Here is an 18,669-nt window from a genome sequence, read left to right on the forward strand (position 1 = left end):
CGCAGTTAGTTGTAACTATAATAATCACATTATATAAGTTGTAACTGTAGTAGTTACATATAGTGATTTAAAGGGGGATTTAGTCTAAGCAATTGTACAACCAGACTATAGGATGGTTTAAAAAATCAACGGAATTGGCTGCTGGATACATTGTTATGAATAAACGGCGGCGACATAAAGAGAGGGAGATCAATTAAATGTTTACGAAAAAATCATCAATGGGCATTATGCTCGTTCTATGTTTCATGTTAATTCTGAGTGCTTGTGCGGGTACAGCAAGTAAAACCGAAAATGCGGAAGACTCTTCATCCAATGCTGCTAGTGCTGAAAATACAAAGAGCGAGGAAACAAACACACCAGCGGTGGAGCTGAAAGTGACTACCTATAATCCTGGGGAAAACAGCATTTTTGGCGTTTCATCAAACCTGATTGAAGGTCCAACTGAAATCGTGCTCGTTGATGCGCAGTTCCAAAAGAATGATGCCGAGAAATTGGTCAAAATGATTAAAGAAAAGGGTAAAAAACTGACCATCGTATATATCAGCCACAAGGACCCGGACTACTACTTCGGTCTATCGGTGATCCGTGAGGCGTTCCCTGATGCAAAAATCGTTGCGACTCCAGCAACGGTGGAAGGAATCAAGGAAACAATTCAAGTGAAGAATGAATATTGGAATCCGATTTTGAAAGAAAATGCACCAACTGCACAGATTGTTCCGAACGTCCTTGAGGGTGCTCAATTGACCGTAGATGGAGAAACCGTAGAGATTATCGGTCTAGATGGTTCCGATCCGTCCCATACGTTCCTGTGGATTCCTTCCATTAAAACTGTTCTGGGTGGCGTTCCTGTCTATGAAAATTCGCACGTCTGGATCGCAGATAACCAAACGCCAGAGAGCCGTGACTACTGGCGCCAATTGCTAGACCAAATTATTGCATTGAATCCAGAGCGAGTGATTCCAGGTCATTACCTGGGTACCAGTGCCGGGGATATATCGAGTGTTACATTCACTCGTGATTATATTGCTAAATTTGAAGCAGAGGCAGAGACAGCCAAAGATTCTAAAGAACTGATTGCAGCCATGAAAAAAGCATATCCGGACTTTACGAATACAGGCGATCTGGATACGAGCGCTCAGGTAATTAAAGGCGAAATTTCTTGGCCTTAAGTATAACGATGGAATTCTAGAAACGCTATAAGTAAAGGGCGAACATCCTTATCCTGTTAAGTGGGAGGGATGTTTTTGCTGTCATTAGGCGTGTAGGGGTTTCTTTTCGGCGGCAGGTGTGATAGAACTGAGAAGTGGCTATCCTGTAATGGGGTACGCGGTTGTGAATCGGGAACATAGCTGGTTACAGAAAGGATGCTTAACGGATGTACGTTGTATGCAAAGAACACGTGGACATTGCCATCGACATGTTTGTCGATGAGTATGAGGACGCTCCAGATATCGTTGATCTGAAGGAGACGGAATTTGCCGACTGGGACCCGCCTGCTAAATGCGCCGAGTGCGAACAGCACGCGGAATTCCTCGTCGTTTAGCGTACTGTAGGACTTAGATGGCTGGAGGCGTGACTTAAGGTGGCGCTTCGGGCTGACTTTCCATCCGGTATGAACATCACAGCAAGAAGCCAAGGAGAGCGTGATGAGCGCTCTTTTTGGCTTTGTGTGGGGAATTGGTGGTGGTTGTTAGGCAGCGTGGAGCTGTAGGGGTTAACGTGGGAGTAGGCCGAGAGTAAGAGAAGATTAAGGTAGGTAGGTGCCGAGTTGGGAGTGAGCTAGGTTGTAGTAAAGGTGCAAGTTGTAGGTAATAGAAATGGAAGCCGCTGAGGCATGGGGGAAAGTGCCGTTGGGTAACAGCGATGTGGGTAGTGACGTGGGTGTGGCGGAGCGGAGTAACTCTAAAGAACCTGACGGATCTTATTCGTGGCAAATACCGCCTGGTTGAAATCTAACGAATCGTAGACACTTTATGTTACTGAAAAGGCCTCGAAAGTGGTGGGGAACGCTTGTTTTGACTGAGATAGTGTGTTTCAGATTCGTTAGATTTTAAAGTAGCCGAAATGGGGCTGAATAAGGTGTGTGAGGTTCGTTAGAATTGGAGAAATATGTAGTAAAGGTATACTACAGATGGAACGAACGATGCGATGAAGCATCTTACTTATAGGAAATCTCGCAAGACAATTTAGGAGGAATGGATTTTCATGTTTATTCAGATTATTGGCGTAGGCAAATTGAAGGAAAAATATCTCACGCTGGGCATTCAGGAATATGCCAAGCGGCTCGCCCCGTACATCAAATTTCAGATGATCGAGGTCGCAGACGAAAAGGCGCCCGATACCCTGAGCGAAGCTGAGGTTCGGGCGGTAAAAGAGCGCGAGGGCGAACGCATCCTCGCGCATGTGAAGAGCGAGGCGCACGTGGTCGCGCTCGCACTGGATGGCCAGCTCTGGAGTTCCGAGGAGCTGGCATTGGAGATCGACAAGCTCGGCACGTATGGGACGAGCCATGTCGTGTTTGTCATCGGAGGAAGCCATGGGCTCTCCGATGAGGTATTGCGCCGCGCGAAGCAGCGCTTGAGCTTCGGGCGCATGACCCTGCCGCATCAGTTAATGCGGCTGGTGCTGGTGGAGCAGATTTATCGCGCGGTGAAGATAAATCGGAATGAACCGTACCACAAGTAGGGCGAAATTTGCTTGATGTCAACATCTTTGATCCGATAGTACCCCGTCTCCTCCATGGAAGAGCGAAGTGTGGAGAGATACCTCGGCCAAGCACTCTCCAACTGCTCCTGTTCCTCTGGTGTGGGCACGACCAGCTCACTGTTCTCCAGGGACACCCGGTCGGTTTGTCACCTTCTCCAGAAAGTGTCCTTGCTGACGCCTCTCCAGCTTACGGATCAAGCCCTTGGCGTGTTGCTTGTCCATCACGAATTTGTCAGGGTCCGCCTTGTGTTTGGCATAGCGACGAATCTGCTTGTAATAGGCCATCGTATAGTGCTCCAGCATGGCGAGTTGGCGCTCCTGGTCGTAGCCAAGATGACGGCGGCCTAGCGCAATGGTTGCCGACATCCGCAGTACATCATACAGATAGGAGCCGAAGCAGCCTTCATCAAAATCATTCACATCATACACAATCTGGCCCGATTCATCACAGAATGCCCCGAAATTTTCAAAGTGCAGATCGCCCTGAATCCATGTCGGCTGTTCTACCGATGTGTGATAGAGAAATAATGACGTGTAGCATCATAATAGAACAGATAGGCACTTCCCCGGAAGAAGGAGAACGACGTTTGCATTATTTTCCGGTAATTCTCAGCAAGCTCCTTCTGATCCAGCTTCATAAACCTCTCATCGAACTCTTCCAGCACCGAGATGAGCGTATCCGGCGCAGCTTGGTACGTGTGCTAATGTCATTGTCGACAATGACTGGCTTTACCATCAAGATGCTCCCCTGTATATAAGAACCTGAATTATGCCTCTTATCATAGTGCACATCAGGGCCACAATCCAAGAGAGGAGAATACAGGCTCCTGCGGATTGTGGCTGGAATTTTATGCTTGATTTTGTAGACGTGATCAGCCAAGCAGGTTACACTCTTTCATATTATGAATTACTTTATCTGCTAAGGAGAACACCCTGATGATTCGTGTGATGCTGATTGATGATGAAGAAGATGCACTCGATTTGCTTGAAATATTGCTGGGACAGCTCGGGAATGTGCAGGTGATCGGGCGATATATGAACCCTGTCGAGGCTATTGAGGTAATACGGACACTTCAGAGCAACGGAAGAGAAAGCCCTATTGATGCCGTGTTTCTGGATAACCGAATGCCAGGCATGAACGGGATGGAGGTAGCACGAGCGATTAGACAAATGATCCCACAGATGCCGATCATCTTCACGACAGCTCATGCAGAGTATGCCGTGGAGGCATTTGAGATTCAGTCGATTGACTATCTGCTGAAGCCCTTTACACCAGACCGATTGCAGAATGCTGTTACTCGTGTTCAGCATTCCATGTCCCATTCTTCGCTTAGCCCCTCGTCCACCAACCCATCCCAAGCTGGACATGTTGAGAATTCGTCTGCTGCCATTCAATGTCTGGGTGGATTCCAGATCAGGCTGCCGGGTAACAGAGGCAGAGTGTTGTCCTGGAAGACGAAGAAGGAAAAGGAGCTGTGCGCTTTATTGATTCACGTTGCAGGGGAATCCTTAAGCACGGCGGCTATTCTGGAAGCCATCTGGCCAGGCTATGACCTGAATAAGGCAAAGACGTATCTGTATACATGCCTGTCTTATTTACGCAAGACCCTGACAGATCATCATATTCCGATTCGTATAAACAAGGTTCATCAGGGCTTTGTGGCTGAATGGGATGGAATGATACTCGATGTCGCCGAGTTCAAGCAATTGGTAAGCCAAATCAAATCGCTGAGCACCCAGTCAGACCACCTGACTAGGAGTGTAACTACTATAGAGATGGATGCCGAGCTTTATGACCAAATGAATCAAATGTACAAGGGTGATTATATGGACGCTTGTGACTTTAGATGGGCGGAGTCCAGGCAGCTGGATGTTAGAGGGGCCTATATTCGTGCGCTTAGAGTATGGTATGCGTATTTCCACAAGCAGGACAACGCCAGTTTGGCTGTAGATAGTATGCAGCGCATATTGAAGCTAATTCCGGATTCTGAACAGGACGGACGTGAGCTGATCAGACTGCATCTGAACATGGGCAATCGATCTGAGGCCCATCGCGTAGGCTCCCAGTTGGAGCAAGCGGTGTGTCTTCAGTTGGGAGCTGAGCTGGAGGCGAAGACCGTGCTGCTGATTCAGCAGACGAGGGAAAAGGCTGAGTGGAACAACCGATGAAAAAACAAGCTACCGCTGCATGTATTACCATATTTCTGCTGATTGCTGCCTACGGGATTTTCCTGACCTATGTGTCTATGCCCAAAGAACAGATCCCCGTCGCAACGAGCGGAGTGCTGGATCTGACCTCCTGGGGGTTCGCGGAGAACGGAGTGCTACCGCTGGATGGTGAATGGGAGCTGTACCCTGACAAGCTGTTCACTCAGCAAGACTTGATCCCTACTACTGCGGGGGAAGAATTAACAGCAGCAATGATTCAGGTACCGGGATCATGGTCGCAGCTGATACCTACGAAGGGTATGGTGACCTATAGACTACGGATTGAAATGGATCACGTGGCTGCCAGTACGGTATATGGACTCAAAACATCATCTATTCAGGTATCGAATCGAATAATGGTAAATGGCCAGGTGGTTGGCTCCAGCGGGAATCCAGGCAAACAACCGGATTATGTAGCCTTGAATAAGCCACATACAAGCTATTTCACACTTCAGCCTGGCTCGAATGAGCTTCTGATTCAGGTGGCCAACTATGATTTTCGCGCAAGCAGCGGAATCAATGAATCTGTCTTTCTAGGCACAGCTACGCAAATATCAGATCTGTATAATCAGGCCATCATTCATGATTGGATTACCATAACAGCCTTTTTGATGATGGGCTTATATTTTCTCGGCTCATTCTCTCAGCGCAAAAAGGACTTTTCCATTGCTGTAGTTGGTATCGTCTGTATGTGTTTCGCCATATTCACTAGCGTGAATGGTGAGCGGGTGTTGTTCGATGTGGTCGGACTGCTGCCCTTCTGGTTGTATTACCGTATTCAGATGGTGTCAGCGGCAGTTGTGGGGATTGGATTTTTCTTCTATGTCTATTCCGCCTTCCGGCCTTATTGCTCCAAATGGTTCGTTCGCGGCGCCTTGATCTTCGGGGTGATATTGCTTGTGTTGCATGTTCTGTTTGGTGCCAGAATTTCGTTGTCTCCATTTCGAGAAATGTCAACATTCTATACCACCTTTTCATTGTTGTATGCTACCTATGTATTCGTATTGGCCGCACTCCATAGAGTCGCAGGCAGCCTCTATCTAGCTGTAGCAGCCATGGCCTCGAATGTACAAGCGCTGAAGCAGAATATGAACATTTACTATGGAGTACGGATTTTTGAAATGGCGCCGATCGAGCCCTTTCTGATGTTGCTGATGCTGGCCTTGCTGATGTCAGTCCACTTCTCGAACGCCTTCCGTAAAATTGAGGAGCTCTCAGAGGAGCTACTGCAGGCGGACAAGGTAAAGGATGATTTCCTGGCCCGTACCTCACATGAATTCAAGACACCGCTGCATGTGGTCATGAATATTTCACGCTCGATGCTGAGTGATACCGTACATCCGCCAACGGCAGAGCAGCGGGAGAAGCTGCAACTGATGACAGACATGACCAAGAGACTGTCGCAACTGGTGTATGACATTCTGGATCTGTCCAAGCTGCGACAGGGCAAGCTTCAGATTACTGCGGCGCCAATTGATATTCGTGCTGTAGTCGAGATGCAAGTGCGCTTCTACTCTTATCTGGCTGTCGAACGGCAGCTTCAGCTCGTGAACCACGTCCCAGCACATTTACCTTTTGCACTGGCTGATGAGGGCCGTCTGAGTCAAGTCATCGGTAATTTACTGGATAATGCCATCAAGCATACCGAGCATGGAAGAATTGTGGTAACGGGAAGGCTACAAGGTGATCAGCTAGAAATTTCAGTGCAGGATTCAGGAAGGGGCATTGAGCCGGAGGATCTGGCGTTAATCTTCGATCCGTTCAAATCGCTTCATGGAACGCAGCCAGGCGGCTTCGGATTAGGACTGTCCATCGCAAGACAATTGGTACAACTGCAGAGTGGTACGCTTACGGTCTTCTCTACGCCTGAAGTTGGCTCGACATTCACGATTACGCTTCCTGTCGCCGATCAAGGCAACCCAGCAATTACACTTCCTCCAGTCGCCGAGGTCGATCCCAAGCAAATGCAGTATTCATTTGCTACGCCTTATTATTCGAATCACGCGGGCAAGCACACGGTACTCATCGCTGACGATCAGTACGAGAATCTGAAGGTCCTCATTGACGCACTTCAGGGGCTTGACTATCGGGTAATCGCAGTGAAAAACGGGTATGAGGTGCTCCAACAGCTTCAGCGAGCAGACAAGGTTGATCTGGTCATTATGGATCTGATGATGCCAGGAATGTCAGGCTATGAGGTGTGTCAGGAACTGCGAACACGGTACTCGCTGCTGGAGCTGCCGATTCTGATGGTAACGGCTACCATCCAGCCACAGCACAAGGTAGCCGCCTTCCAGGCAGGGGCGAACGATTATTTGCCCAAACCGTTCGATATGGAGGAGCTGAAAGCTCGTATCGGAAGCCTGCTGGCGATGAAGGAGTCCCTTGGACGTGCGATCCAAATGGAGATAGCTTTCCTCCAATCCCAGATCAAGCCGCATTTTCTGTTCAACGTGTTGAATAGTATTGTCGCATCAAGTTATACGAATATTGAACGGGCACGGGGAATGATTGTCGATCTGGCTGATTACTTGCGCGGCAGCTTTCGATTCAGCAATACGGACGAAAGAATCGCTTTTGAGGAGGAGTTCAAGCTCATACGTACGTATGTCGATATTGAGCAAGCACGTTTTCGCGATCGGATTCGCTTCGAATCAGATATTGCGGCAGGTGCGTTGGACTTGCGTATTCCCCCACTGCTGTTGCAACCGTTAGTAGAGAATGCCATTCGTCATGGCATTGGTGATCGCCTTGAAGGAGGCCTGGTTACTTTAACAGTGAGTGAGTCGGATGGATATTGGCAATTTGTTGTGGCTGACGATGGTGTTGGTATACCACTGGAGCGACTGCAGACACTGCTCGATCGTACTGTGACGGATGAATCGCAAGGGGTGGGCTTACTGAATATCAATAAGCGGCTAACCTATGAATATGGCATATCACTGCGACTGGAGAGCACTCTGGGGCACGGAACGAAGGTAACTGTGCGCATCCCTGCCTCGTCGGTGGCGATGTAAACGGCTGATGAGTATTGACGCGGGTGTTGACGCAAGCAACGGCTCACATGACAGGCTCCTATCCATGATGATAGGGCCTGTTTTTTGTTTTTTTCAGAAATATTCTGGCTGGTTATCGTCATTGTTCATTCAATGATTCATCTAACTGTGAATATAAGCGTGTCAGTAGGAGAGAAGTGCTGTAGAGTTATGTCGATTTTTAAGGTTTTTTTAAGGTGTGATCTTCTATACTAGGCTAAAAGAAGTGGGACAAAAGTAATAATAGTTGTGAGAGCGGCAGATTTGTGCTGTCAGGAGGGATCAAGAAATAGACGCTATGAATCAACCAAAGAAAGGAATGAACAGAACGATGAACAGAGGAATGCTGACTGCAAGAAGGGTTTGTTTCATTCTAATTGCATGTATGCTGTCAATGGGGTACATCCCTCCATTCCAGACATGGGAAGTGAACCGCGCCTATGCGGCGCCCGAGAAATGGACAACCGTAGGCAACCCTGGCATCTCAGATGGATATATGCAATATCACCGACTGGCGGTGGAGGATGGTACGCCCTATGTGACCTTTCAGAATCAAAATGGCCAGCTGCGTGTGATGACGTATTCCAGCACAGATGGCTGGAGGACACTCGACAACACAGGGCTCAACCAACAGACCTACTACACTACCCCGATTGAAGTTCGGAATGGCGCTCCTTATATCGTCTATCCCGATATGGCGCATGAGGGTAAGCCAATGGTCATGAAGTATATGGAGGGCGAAGGCTGGGTACCTGTCGGCAATCCGGATTCACTGCCGCCAATGGGCTATAATGCTGGACTGACTCTAGACCAGGACGGTACACCTTATATTGCTTTTACGAACAATCGCAAGGTATTTGTCATGAGTCTGGATTCTACAGATGACAATTGGAAATTCATAGGCAACATTATTTACACCTCAAGCAGTCCTTCAGATATACAGCTCAAGATGGATAACGGCGTCCTCTATCTGACCTACCAGTATAACTACAATGGTTATAGAGCTGCCGTCATGAAGTATACAGAAGGAAGCAACTGGACTAGCCTCGGGGATGACATTTTTAATAACAACCTGAATTATTTCTCCGCATTTGACGTCTATGATGGTCAGCCTTACCTCGCATTCGGAGATCGTTCCCACAGCAATAAGGCAACCGTCGTTACGTATAGCGAGCAAAATGGCTGGACACCTGTAGGTACAGAGGGCTTCTCAACAAATGGGGCCTATAATACGAGTCTGACGATCGATGAAGACGGTACACCCTATGTAGGCTTCCGCAATGGTTCCTCTGCAAAGGCTACTGTGATGAAATACGGCACAGACGGCGTATGGCAAACGGTGGGCAATGCTGAGTTTTCCGAAGGTTTAATTAACGATACCTGGCTTGCGGTAGACCATGGCACTCCTCACATTGCTTTTCAGGACAGTGTATATGGTCAGAAGATGACGGTCATGAAGCTGGGTGAAGCTTACACCGTGTCTTATAACAGCAATGGCGCAACCGCCGGTAATGTGCCTACAGACAGTAACCTGTATGATAATCAGGCTACTGTGACGACAGCGGGTAATACGGGGAATCTGGAGAATCCTGGCTATGCCTTTTGCGGCTGGAATACGGCGGCGGATGGTAGCGGAACGGATTATAAGGCCGGAGACACCTTTACGATCCGTAATTCCAATGTACTCCTATATGCGAAATGGGCCTCACTGAACGTAACAGTCGATTATGCGCCAGGCGAGCATGGGACGATCAGTGCGACGAACGAGACAATCGTGAAAGGCGGTCATCCAGCGGCAGTACCCAACGTCACTCCGAACAGCGGTTATCGGTTCACAGGCTGGAGCAGCGATGGGGGTGTAACGAAGCTGAGAACCGACGAGTTGAAGACAACTGTTATCACCCAAGGGATCACTTACACAGCTTACTACACCCAGATTATCAAAGGTGATACCAGCGGCGACGGCATCGTGACGGCTGCGGACGCCCTGATGCTGACAAAGTATCTGAAGGGCAACATTCAATTGACACCTGAGGAACTGGAAGCAGCAGACGTCAATGGTGATGGCGTTGTGGATGATAAGGATGTCAAGGCGATTCTGGCGATTATTACAGGAAAGGGTTGAGCACATGAAATTTTTTGACACGAGGAAGCAACTGACTGGATGGAGAAGATGGACGTCGATATTGCTGGTGATTTGTCTTGTATTGTCCATCACTCCTGCGATTCAAGCCGATACTGCACTGCCTGCGGTTGAAGTGGCCGATGCGGAGGGCAAGCCTGGAGATATAGTAAGTATGGCGGTATATGTTGATCCTGAATTCCTTATTCATAAATTTAACATCTCGCTCCAGTATGACACCAGTTCACTCGAATTGGTGACATTGGTTAATGAGCTTGATGTAATTGATAATTCCTACTCTTTCAATTTAAGCCAAGGAATCATTAATCTCGATTCTCCAACAGATGATGTCGTAGCTATCATGGAAAAAAGCAAAATTGCGACATTGAGGTTCAAGATTAAGGAAAATGTGCTGCCTGGTGAGGTGAAGGTAACTGTTACCAATCATGCGCTTTATGAAGGTGATGACCCAGCAGATCCATCCTACGCGTTTGATGGCACGATCACAGTCTCAGCAGCGCAATATACAGTAGCATTTGACACGCAAGGTGGTAGCGCAGTAACGAGCATCACGGGTGTAAGCAGCGGAACCACCATCAGCGAGCCACCTGCTCCGATCAGAGCAGGCTACAGCTTCACTGGCTGGTACACCGATGCGGCAGGGACAACTGCTTGGGATTTCTCCTCAGCAGGAGTTACGGCAAATACGACTCTCTATGCCAACTGGCTGCGCCACACTGCAACGGTTGGTATTGGTAGTGTAGCAGGAATGCCGGGGGAAACGGTAAAAGTTCCAGTAATGGCAAGTGGTTCCAACTATGGAATCGGATCCTACAGTCTGCAGATCGACTTTGATGCTGATGCATTGGAAGTGATGAGCATTGAAGGTGAAGCGGGCGACTACTTCGATTCCAATTATGATAATACAGCAGGCTGGCTCAAGACAGCCTGGGCAGACAGTGACGGTGGAGATTCGCCGATTGTTGTTGGAGACAAGCTGTTCACTGTAAGCTTCCTGATCAAGAATGAGGCAGCAACCGGGGACAAGCCTTTGACGGTGCAGACGTCAAGCTTGGACCATTTTACGGTAACAGATGCTTCCGTGGCTGAAATGGAGAAGACGCTGAAGGCTGGTAAAATAACGGTCAGCGACATTCTGGCTGTTAACAGTGTAAGCGTCAGTCCCACTACGATTGGCGTACTGCCAGGAGGCAGTCAGCAGTTCCATGCTACAGTGGACGCTTCAGAAGGCGCCGCTACGACCGTAACTTGGTCCATAACCAGTATGAATGACAAAGTAACTATTGATGATACAGGCAAGGTTGATGTTGCGACGGATACCACACCAGGATTGTACACCGTCACGGCTACTTCCACAGCAGACTCCAGCAAGCAAGGTACAGCGACGTTAGTGGTACTGCCGATCATTCCAATTCCAGGATTCCCAGGTGACTCAGAAGCACCTGCAGCTCCCCAAATTCTTACTGCAGTTGAAGGAGATCAGCTGGTAGATCTCAGCTGGAATACCGTTACGGGAGCAACATACTATAACATCTATATGGCAACAGAGCCATGGGCATACAGTAATCAGGAGATCGCAAGTGTAACAGACTCAACCTACACAGTCCGGAATCTGAGTAACGGCCAAGCTTATTACTTCACGGTAAAAGCAGGCAATACTCACGGCATAAGCGTTGCTTCGATTCAGGCGGGCGCAACCCCAAGTAACGGAGGTGCTCCAGGAACTGACACACCAACGCCTCCTACGGTATCGGCACCTCCAACGAACGTAACAGCAACTGTAGGAAATAGACAGGCGACAGTCCGCTTCACAGCACCGACAAGTGACGGCGGTAGCCCGATTACCCACTACGAGATTACTGCTGAGCCAGGCGGACAGACTGTGACAGGAACAGCAAGTCCAATCGTCATGACGGGCTTGAGCAACGGCACTAGCTATACATTCACGGTGAAGGCGGTGAATGCAGTCGGGGCAAGTGAACCCTCTGCTGCATCCAATGCCGTGGTCCCAAGAAGCTCTTCCAGTAACGACGACAATAGTGGCATCGGAAATGGAAGCACAGGTAGCGGTACAGGTGGTGGCAGTACGCCATCAACACCAGCGACACCCCCAGCCTCTAACGGCGTGGAGATTCTGGTTAATGGCAAGGCTGAGCAAGCAGGTACAGTTGTCTCTGAAGAGCGCAATGGGCAAAAGGTGACGACGATTCAGGTCGATCCACAGAAGCTGGAGCAGAGACTTGCAACAGAAGGTCAAGGAGCAGTCATTACAATTCCGGTCAGCACAGAGTCGGATATAATTATTGGTGAATTGAATGGACAAATGGTCAAGAGTATGGAAAGCAAGCAGGCAGTGGTCGAGCTCAAGACGGCTCAAGCGACATACACACTTCCTGCAAGCCAGATCCAGATCAACGCGATTGCAGACAGGCTAGGCAATTCCATCTCACTGGAAAATATCAAGGTACGTATTGAAATTGCTGCGGTGACAGCGAATATGCTGAAGGTCGTTGAAGATGCCTCTGCACAAGGTTCATTCACACTCGCCGTACCGCCACTAGAATTTACGGTGAAAGCTGTGTATGGGGATTCTGTTGTTGAGGTATCAAAATTCAATGCTTACGTAGAGCGGAGCATCGTGCTTCCAGCTAACGTTGATCCGAACAAGATCACGACAGGTGTCATTGTTGCACCAGACGGAAGCGTGCGACATGTACCAACGAAGGTAGTGAATAACGGCGGAACGTACTATGCACAGATTAACAGTCTGACCAACAGCATCTACTCCGTAGTATGGCACCCGACAGAGTTCAGCGATGTGGCTTCACATTGGTCGAAGGGTGCTGTGAATGATATGGGTTCACGGATGATTATTGAAGGCACTGGCGATGGGCAGTTTAGCCCGGATCGGGACATTACCCGTGCAGAATTTGCAGCTATCCTGGTGCGGGGATTGGGACTCGCCTCAGAGCAAGGAAGAACAGCCTTCTCTGATGTGAAGCAAGGAGACTGGTATAGCCAGGCCGTCAGCACAGCACAGGCATATGAGCTGATTGGCGGATATGAGGATGGTACATTCCGTCCGAACGACAAGATTACACGTGAGCAGGCCATGGTCATGATTGCCAAAGCAATGAAGCTGACTGGACTGCAGGACAAGCAATCTGGTACCTCGACATCCACAGCTACAGTGCTGGGTTCATTCAAGGATGCAGCAGCCGTATCAACATGGGCACACAGTAGTGTGGCAGACAGCGTACAAGCAGGTATCGTATCCGGTAGAGGCGTTGCCGAGCTGGCACCCAAGCAGCATATGACTCGCGCGGAGGTAGCGGCAATTATCCAAAGACTTCTGCAGCAATCCGGCCTGATTTAATTAGTTTAGGGGGCAAATGCCCCCTGTTGTATTTATATATCCTAGGCAGGTACTCCTTAAGCGGGCATGCAGGCTAGCGAAAAATAGGTTACCTTTCGGAGGATATTTGGCCTAGTACACATTTTCATATTTTCGAGAGGAGAAAGAACAGCTTATGCTTAAAAAAGCAGGAAAGGTCACTTTATGCCTAGCACTGATCTCCACCTTGTTGGGCAGCTTGTTACTCCCTAAGGACGAGGTCCAGGCCAATGGTTCAGCTACACCTCCGCAGTATAAATACAAGCTGCTCAAGGATAACATAGGTGTTCCTATGAAGCTCTATTACAACAACGATACCTTTTACTACAAGTCACAGTTGACTGGTGGCCACAACATCGCACACCAATCCACGGACCTGCAGACATGGACCAAAATCATTGGCTCGGATACCTTCAGTTCAAGCACAACTTTTAATCTGGACTACCTCTCCTTTATTGGAGATAGAGTCTTTGCGACGGGATATAACGTATCTATGATGATGTTTCCTGATTTCTCTAATACTACTACTTCTTTTTTGGGCTACATGAATAATACATCCAATGCCAGCAATAGCTGGACTCCATCAGCCTTTCCTACGGGGCAATTCTTGCTTGGGCCTATTGTTACCGACGGAAGTAATATTGTAATGGGAGCTGGCAATACCAATGTCATTTATCGACAAACCTCATCCACTGGAAATATAGAAGAGAAGGCATGGACCAGCACTAATTTCAGTGGTGTGCGCATTGTAAATGCTGTATATGATCAGGTTAACAGTCGATTCATTTTAGGAGATCTTAGAAAAAATATTTATTACTCGACTAACGGAGGGGCTTCCTGGAATACCATTCAAGTGGATTCTTCGGATCTGGACTTGAACGACCTTGCTCAAGCTGGAGGGACAACTTATATTGCTGGTAGTAACGGTGTATGGAAGCTCGTAGGCACTACAGTAACCAGATTATTGCCCACAGGCAGCAATTACCGCGCTGTAGCTGTTGACGAAGACAATAATGTGTACGTGCTACGCTCTGACGGAACCGTGCTCCTGTCATCCAATAGTGGAATAACCTGGACACCCGTAGCGGCAGCAGACAGTAGCGTTATTTCCACTACATTTGGTGCTATGGAATATGGTAACGGGAAGTTGCTTGTCGGTGGTAATAAAGGACTGTACCAGTTAATAACCGACACAAGCATTACTAAGCAGCCAGAAAATACGCAAGTAAATATTGATGAAGCGGCTACCTTCTCTGTATCTGCCATGGGAGACAGCCTTGCCTATCAGTGGCAGGTGGATACGACAGGCACAGGCAACAGCTTCACGGATGTGAATGGAGCAACAAGCAGCAGTTTGACAGTTAATCCAGCGTCAAAGAATATGGACGGCTACCTGTATCGTGTCGTCATTACCGATGCCTCCGGGGCACAATTCATCTCGAGTACAGCTACCCTTTCCATCCTTATCGTGAAGGCGAAAGTAAGCTACAAATCTGGTGACCACGGAATGATCAGTGCAACGAGCGAGGATGTCGAGGTGGGGATGAAGCCAGAGGCTGTACCAACCGTTACTCCTGACCCTGGCTATCGGTTTACGGGCTGGAGCAGTGATGGTGGTGTGACGAAGCTAAGTAGCGACCAGTTGAAGGCGACAGTTATCACTGGGGCGGTCACGTTTACAGCTAATTATGCCCAGATTGTTAAGGGAGATCTGGATGGCTCTAATGGAGTATCGGCAGCGGACGCTCAGCTGCTGGCGAAGTATCTGAAGGGTGCGATCACCTTGACCGCGGATCAACTGGCAGCAGCCGATTTCAATAATGATGGAGTTGTGGACGAGGCTGACGTTAAGGCGATTCTTGCCTTTGTAACGGGAAAAAGATGAGGCATATTAGTTGTCGCTGATGAAGTGAAAATAGCTCCATGTAAAGCCTAATGGCTTTGCGTGGAGCTATTCTTTTATACTGAAGACATAGCGATAGGGACATCGAGATTTGTATAATAAATGAACTGGGACATCAGCAGAAGTCTGCTGAATGTAAATAACAGGCCACTGCCAGCTTGAAGTGAGATGCTCTTTGGGTCTGCTCCATGTGATGCTTGACTTGATGCCCACTTTGTTCATTAATGAGTTTTTCATTTTGTTTTTCTATCTGCTCTTTATTTCGAGCTTCCTCCTGTGCCGTCATTCTCAACTCCTGCCGTTCTACTTTATATAACAATCGACAATCACAAAATCGGCCTTTTCCTTGATGCTTCTTTTTGCTGGATTGGTTGTCAGTATTCACTGTTATTTTACTGATGATCAAATGTAGTAATTCTCTCTGTTTCTCTGGTTCAATTTTCGTTATGATCTTAGAGAAGCCATTCAGAAGTAGCAGGAAGGAGGGGGGCTCTTGCAAAAAAGCAATCATTTCAGAAGAGGTTTCTAGCAATTCGAGAAAAGATATGGAACGAGTGTGGGATATAAGACAACCTTACTGGTATCCATTATTCGATTGCAGTAGAGAAGACCTGATATCTTTTGATTCCGAATATATAGAGAGTGAAGAAAAGCTAAATGATATTATTACTTTGCTTACGCACCATGAAGTTGAGCAGGTGATTGAATTTCTAGAAACAGGTGAGACTTTTAATATACAGGTTTCCAATCTGTATCCTTATTATGGCTGCAATGGCGAGCTTTCAGGTGGTGAGGGGTTTTGGACTTCACACAAAATGGACTGGATTATTTATGTTTCACACGAAGGAACAATAGCTTTTGTGGAGAGTGGCTAGTTAAAGGATTAAAGTCATTATGGTCTGATTGGGGAAACCATACTGCTTGGGATACAAAGAACTAATATTCTATAATAGAGAAGTTCTATGCAAAGAAACCACTCCATGTACGGAGTGGCTTTGTCTTTATATTTTGATCCAATCACCTGAAATGACTGGACCCTCAATCATAAACTAAATTTCAAAATCAATCGTACCCTTTTTGGTTAATTCAAAGGGACCAGGTGTGACATCTGCATCGGGTCTCTTTGATCCGAAGAAATCGGAGTCCAAATGATATGGACTACTGTCCGGCTCCTCAAACTTCATGTTGGCGTGATAAGTCTTTCCAAGCAGATCCGTGGTAACTAACATTGCAGAGATTCCCCGAAGCAATTCGGGATCATGGATCTGAATGTGCACTTTGCCTAGTGCAGGATCCATCTCAATTTTTACGCCCTTCTGTGCAACTATCTTCGCATCCGATTCGTGACGACTTGGAACCGCATCGTTGAGAAATGCATTGCCACCCATAGCCACCGGAAGAACGGCATTGCCTATAAAGAAATCCTTCGCGGCATCGCCAAGCTCAAGAAGCTCCTCTTTGGTGTATTCCCACCATTTCTTATCTTTCACATTAGGATGTTGATCGTAGCCGCCAAGTCCAACAGCATGCAGATAACATATGGAATTATCCGGAACCCCGTCCATGACCGTCTTCCCGTCCTCTCCAACTTCATCCCTTGGTTTAAGGGGAAGATGTTCAAAGAAGGTAATAGGAACAGGTTCTTTATTCGCATCGTTATCACCCAAGAAGATATTGTTGTAGTACCTGTCATCGCCCCCAGTGATATTAGAGTATCCGGCCATGGCCGTCTCGTGAGGGAAGTGATATGGCGTAATACGAGTAATTTCGGAACGAACGACAAATCGGCCTGCAAACAAATTATGAGCAAATGCCCCGCCCTGAGCCATATTTCTGAAATTCATCGGAGAGAGAAATAGATTGTGATCGACCATATATGGACCATGGCAAACCTCAACGAAGAGGTCCTCCGAAAGACTGTCAAAAAATACATTACGGCTGATGCGAGTGCCCTGTGCCTGCCAGTCCAGCCAAAGCGCACGGTAACAGCTATACATTATATTTTCGCTAATTTGAGTATCCAGTGAAGCATGAAGCTTAATTCCCGCAACTTCGGCACCATGTCTGAGTCGTTTGTGGTGAATATTATAAATGCGGTTCTGATAAATGTGGCTGAAGGCTGCTCCCATATGACCCACAATACCTGCCTGTTCACAATCATGAATTACATTACCTCGAACAATGTGACTGCCGATGTTATCCTTATGCCAGCCGGAGCGTAATGCTCGTAAAATAACCTCCTGCTCCCGTTGAGTACCGCCTTTACTATGCTTCTCCAAAGACTTGCTGTGACCTGTACCGATTTCGGTACCCAGGCTAATACCAACGCATTTGGATTCACTGATGATATTGTTTTCAATAATCCAACCCTTGCTCCAGTGAGGTCCAATCAAACCTTCCTGGTAGTCGGTAGGCGGTGCCCATTGGGGGGAGGCCTGACGAAGAGTAAAACCGCTTACGGTGATGTAGTTAATTCCCGGTTTCTCAGGCCAGAAGCAATAAGGACGTACATTAATTTCTACATTTTCCGTACGAGGGTCTTTTCCACCAAAGTTGGCCCAGATTTTGGTTGTCGTAGAACCAACCTCGGCATACCATTTTAACAATGAATCCTTGGGATACTTGGCTTCGGGCCAAACTTCAGGATTGTGAACGCTTTCAACACTATTGCACTCATATAATGATTTGCCATCCAGATAGACATCGCCGAGATGAACCGGGAAAGGCCCGTCAAACAACCAGTCTCCACTGAGCTCCACCTCAAAGGGATTACGAACGGAAAAGATAGAGTTGAGCACTTCTGTGCTCCAAACATGGTCTCCTTCAGACTTCCAGTTGGTAATCCGCTCAGCTCCTGTAATCACAACTTCCCCGTCTCCTGCGGATCGATATACGATTCGATGCTCCGCTGTTCCTCCATTCGCCGGGTTAACCCATTCCCTGTATACTCCCGCATGAACAATAACGGTATCACCAGCCATGGCATGAGCCGCAGCGCGTGATATGGTACGAAGGGGTTGATCTGCTGTTCCTTTTCCTTGATCATTCCCATGGTTGGATACATGATATTCCATAACAACTCTCCTTCTATTTAAAAATGTTTGTTGTATCTCGTTATTATACTAGAAAATAAATGTATTGGGAGAGATAGGAAGTCAGGTGTCGGGCTAAAGGTATACTGATATGAGGTAAACCATATCTAGTACCCTATGAGGTTGTGATTTTTTTGCTTTTTGAGAATTTAGCTATTGTTAAAAGCTATGACTAGCCATGCTTTTTT

13 protein-coding genes are annotated in these 18,669 nt (G+C 47.6%); 9 read left to right on the forward strand and 4 right to left on the reverse strand.

The genetic code is table 11. The features are described from left to right. Nucleotides 1-197: 197 nt before the first annotated feature. From CXK86_RS04255 to rlmH, 3 genes are all read left to right on the forward strand, one after another. On the forward strand, nt 198-1,169 hold the full coding sequence (locus CXK86_RS04255) for an MBL fold metallo-hydrolase (protein WP_076252169.1): 972 nt from the start codon (nt 198-200) through the stop codon (nt 1,167-1,169). 206 nt (nt 1,170-1,375) lie between these two features. Further along, nucleotides 1,376-1,543 (forward strand): CxxH/CxxC protein, encoded by a 168-nt coding sequence (locus CXK86_RS04260; protein WP_017691462.1) that lies wholly within the window; start codon nt 1,376-1,378, stop codon nt 1,541-1,543. A gap of 662 nt (nt 1,544-2,205) precedes the next feature. Further along, nucleotides 2,206-2,685, forward strand: coding sequence for a 23S rRNA (pseudouridine(1915)-N(3))-methyltransferase RlmH (gene rlmH / locus CXK86_RS04265; protein ID WP_076252167.1), 480 nt, complete (start codon nt 2,206-2,208; stop codon nt 2,683-2,685). A 135-nt stretch (nt 2,686-2,820) separates the two neighbouring features. On the opposite strand, the gene CXK86_RS32515 is transcribed toward rlmH, so the two are convergent. Both CXK86_RS32515 and CXK86_RS32520 read right to left on the reverse strand, forming a co-directional pair. Continuing rightward, nucleotides 2,821-3,195: a DUF2252 family protein gene (locus CXK86_RS32515; RefSeq protein ID WP_306821937.1), complete on the reverse strand. Its 375-nt coding sequence runs from the start codon at nt 3,193-3,195 to the stop codon at nt 2,821-2,823. 14 nt (nt 3,196-3,209) lie between these two features. Further along, entirely contained in the window at nt 3,210-3,344 is a 135-nt protein-coding gene (locus CXK86_RS32520; RefSeq protein WP_257467764.1) for a DUF2252 domain-containing protein, read from the reverse strand. Nucleotides 3,345-3,642: 298 nt separating this feature from the next. On the opposite strand from CXK86_RS32520, the gene CXK86_RS04275 reads away from it, so the two are divergent. From CXK86_RS04275 to CXK86_RS04295, 5 genes are all read left to right on the forward strand, one after another. Next, on the forward strand, nt 3,643-4,875 hold the full coding sequence (locus CXK86_RS04275; protein WP_076252164.1) for a response regulator: 1,233 nt from the start codon (nt 3,643-3,645) through the stop codon (nt 4,873-4,875). After that, a complete protein-coding gene (locus tag CXK86_RS04280) occupies nt 4,872-7,931 on the forward strand; it encodes a sensor histidine kinase (RefSeq protein ID WP_076252254.1) in 3,060 nt (1,019 codons plus the stop codon). The genes CXK86_RS04275 and CXK86_RS04280 overlap by 4 nt, the downstream gene beginning before the upstream one ends. 412 nt (nt 7,932-8,343) lie before the next feature. Further along, nucleotides 8,344-10,074, forward strand: a complete 1,731-nt coding sequence (locus tag CXK86_RS04285; RefSeq protein ID WP_256720063.1) for an InlB B-repeat-containing protein — start codon at nt 8,344-8,346, stop codon at nt 10,072-10,074. A 4-nt stretch (nt 10,075-10,078) separates the two neighbouring features. Then, the gene (locus tag CXK86_RS04290; protein ID WP_076252160.1) at nt 10,079-13,468 is read left to right on the forward strand and encodes an S-layer homology domain-containing protein; all 3,390 of its coding nucleotides are present in this window, start codon (nt 10,079-10,081) and stop codon (nt 13,466-13,468) included. 154 nt (nt 13,469-13,622) lie between these two features. Continuing rightward, nucleotides 13,623-15,371, forward strand: coding sequence for an InlB B-repeat-containing protein (locus tag CXK86_RS04295; protein WP_076252158.1), 1,749 nt, complete (start codon nt 13,623-13,625; stop codon nt 15,369-15,371). Nucleotides 15,372-15,504: 133 nt separating this feature from the next. Here CXK86_RS04295 and CXK86_RS04300 read toward each other — a convergent pair whose 3' ends face one another. After that, nucleotides 15,505-15,795 (reverse strand): hypothetical protein, encoded by a 291-nt coding sequence (locus CXK86_RS04300; protein WP_143781257.1) that lies wholly within the window; start codon nt 15,793-15,795, stop codon nt 15,505-15,507. Nucleotides 15,796-15,934: 139 nt separating this feature from the next. On the opposite strand from CXK86_RS04300, the gene CXK86_RS04305 reads away from it, so the two are divergent. Continuing rightward, a complete protein-coding gene (locus CXK86_RS04305) occupies nt 15,935-16,264 on the forward strand; it encodes a hypothetical protein (RefSeq protein WP_076252154.1) in 330 nt (109 codons plus the stop codon). Between the two features lie 174 nt (nt 16,265-16,438). Here the strand turns inward: CXK86_RS04305 and CXK86_RS04310 are convergent, their stop codons facing one another. Continuing rightward, complete coding sequence (locus CXK86_RS04310) at nt 16,439-18,463, reverse strand: right-handed parallel beta-helix repeat-containing protein (RefSeq protein ID WP_076252152.1); 2,025 nt, start codon at nt 18,461-18,463, stop codon at nt 16,439-16,441. Nucleotides 18,464-18,669: the final 206 nt, after the last annotated feature.

The organism is Paenibacillus sp. BGI2013 (assembly GCF_002843485.1).
In the GTDB taxonomy this organism is placed as follows: Bacteria; Bacillota; Bacilli; order Paenibacillales; family Paenibacillaceae; genus Paenibacillus; species Paenibacillus amylolyticus.

Bases quoted from the DNA above. Each gene is read 5' to 3' on its own strand.
- CXK86_RS32520 (WP_257467764.1), bottom strand. From the start codon at position 3,344: ATGAAGCTGGATCAGAAGGAGCTTGCTGAGAATTACCGGAAAATAATG.
- CXK86_RS04275 (WP_076252164.1), top strand. From the start codon at position 3,643: ATGATTCGTGTGATGCTGATTGATGATGAAGAAGATGCACTCGATTTG.
- CXK86_RS04310 (WP_076252152.1), bottom strand. From the start codon at position 18,463: ATGGAATATCATGTATCCAACCATGGGAATGATCAAGGAAAAGGAACA.
- CXK86_RS04305 (WP_076252154.1), top strand. From the start codon at position 15,935: ATGGAACGAGTGTGGGATATAAGACAACCTTACTGGTATCCATTATTC.
- CXK86_RS04290 (WP_076252160.1), top strand. From the start codon at position 10,079: ATGAAATTTTTTGACACGAGGAAGCAACTGACTGGATGGAGAAGATGG.
- rlmH (WP_076252167.1), top strand. From the start codon at position 2,206: ATGTTTATTCAGATTATTGGCGTAGGCAAATTGAAGGAAAAATATCTC.
- CXK86_RS04295 (WP_076252158.1), top strand. From the start codon at position 13,623: ATGCTTAAAAAAGCAGGAAAGGTCACTTTATGCCTAGCACTGATCTCC.
- CXK86_RS04260 (WP_017691462.1), top strand. From the start codon at position 1,376: ATGTACGTTGTATGCAAAGAACACGTGGACATTGCCATCGACATGTTT.
- CXK86_RS04280 (WP_076252254.1), top strand. From the start codon at position 4,872: ATGAAAAAACAAGCTACCGCTGCATGTATTACCATATTTCTGCTGATT.
- CXK86_RS04255 (WP_076252169.1), top strand. From the start codon at position 198: ATGTTTACGAAAAAATCATCAATGGGCATTATGCTCGTTCTATGTTTC.
- CXK86_RS04285 (WP_256720063.1), top strand. From the start codon at position 8,344: ATGGGGTACATCCCTCCATTCCAGACATGGGAAGTGAACCGCGCCTAT.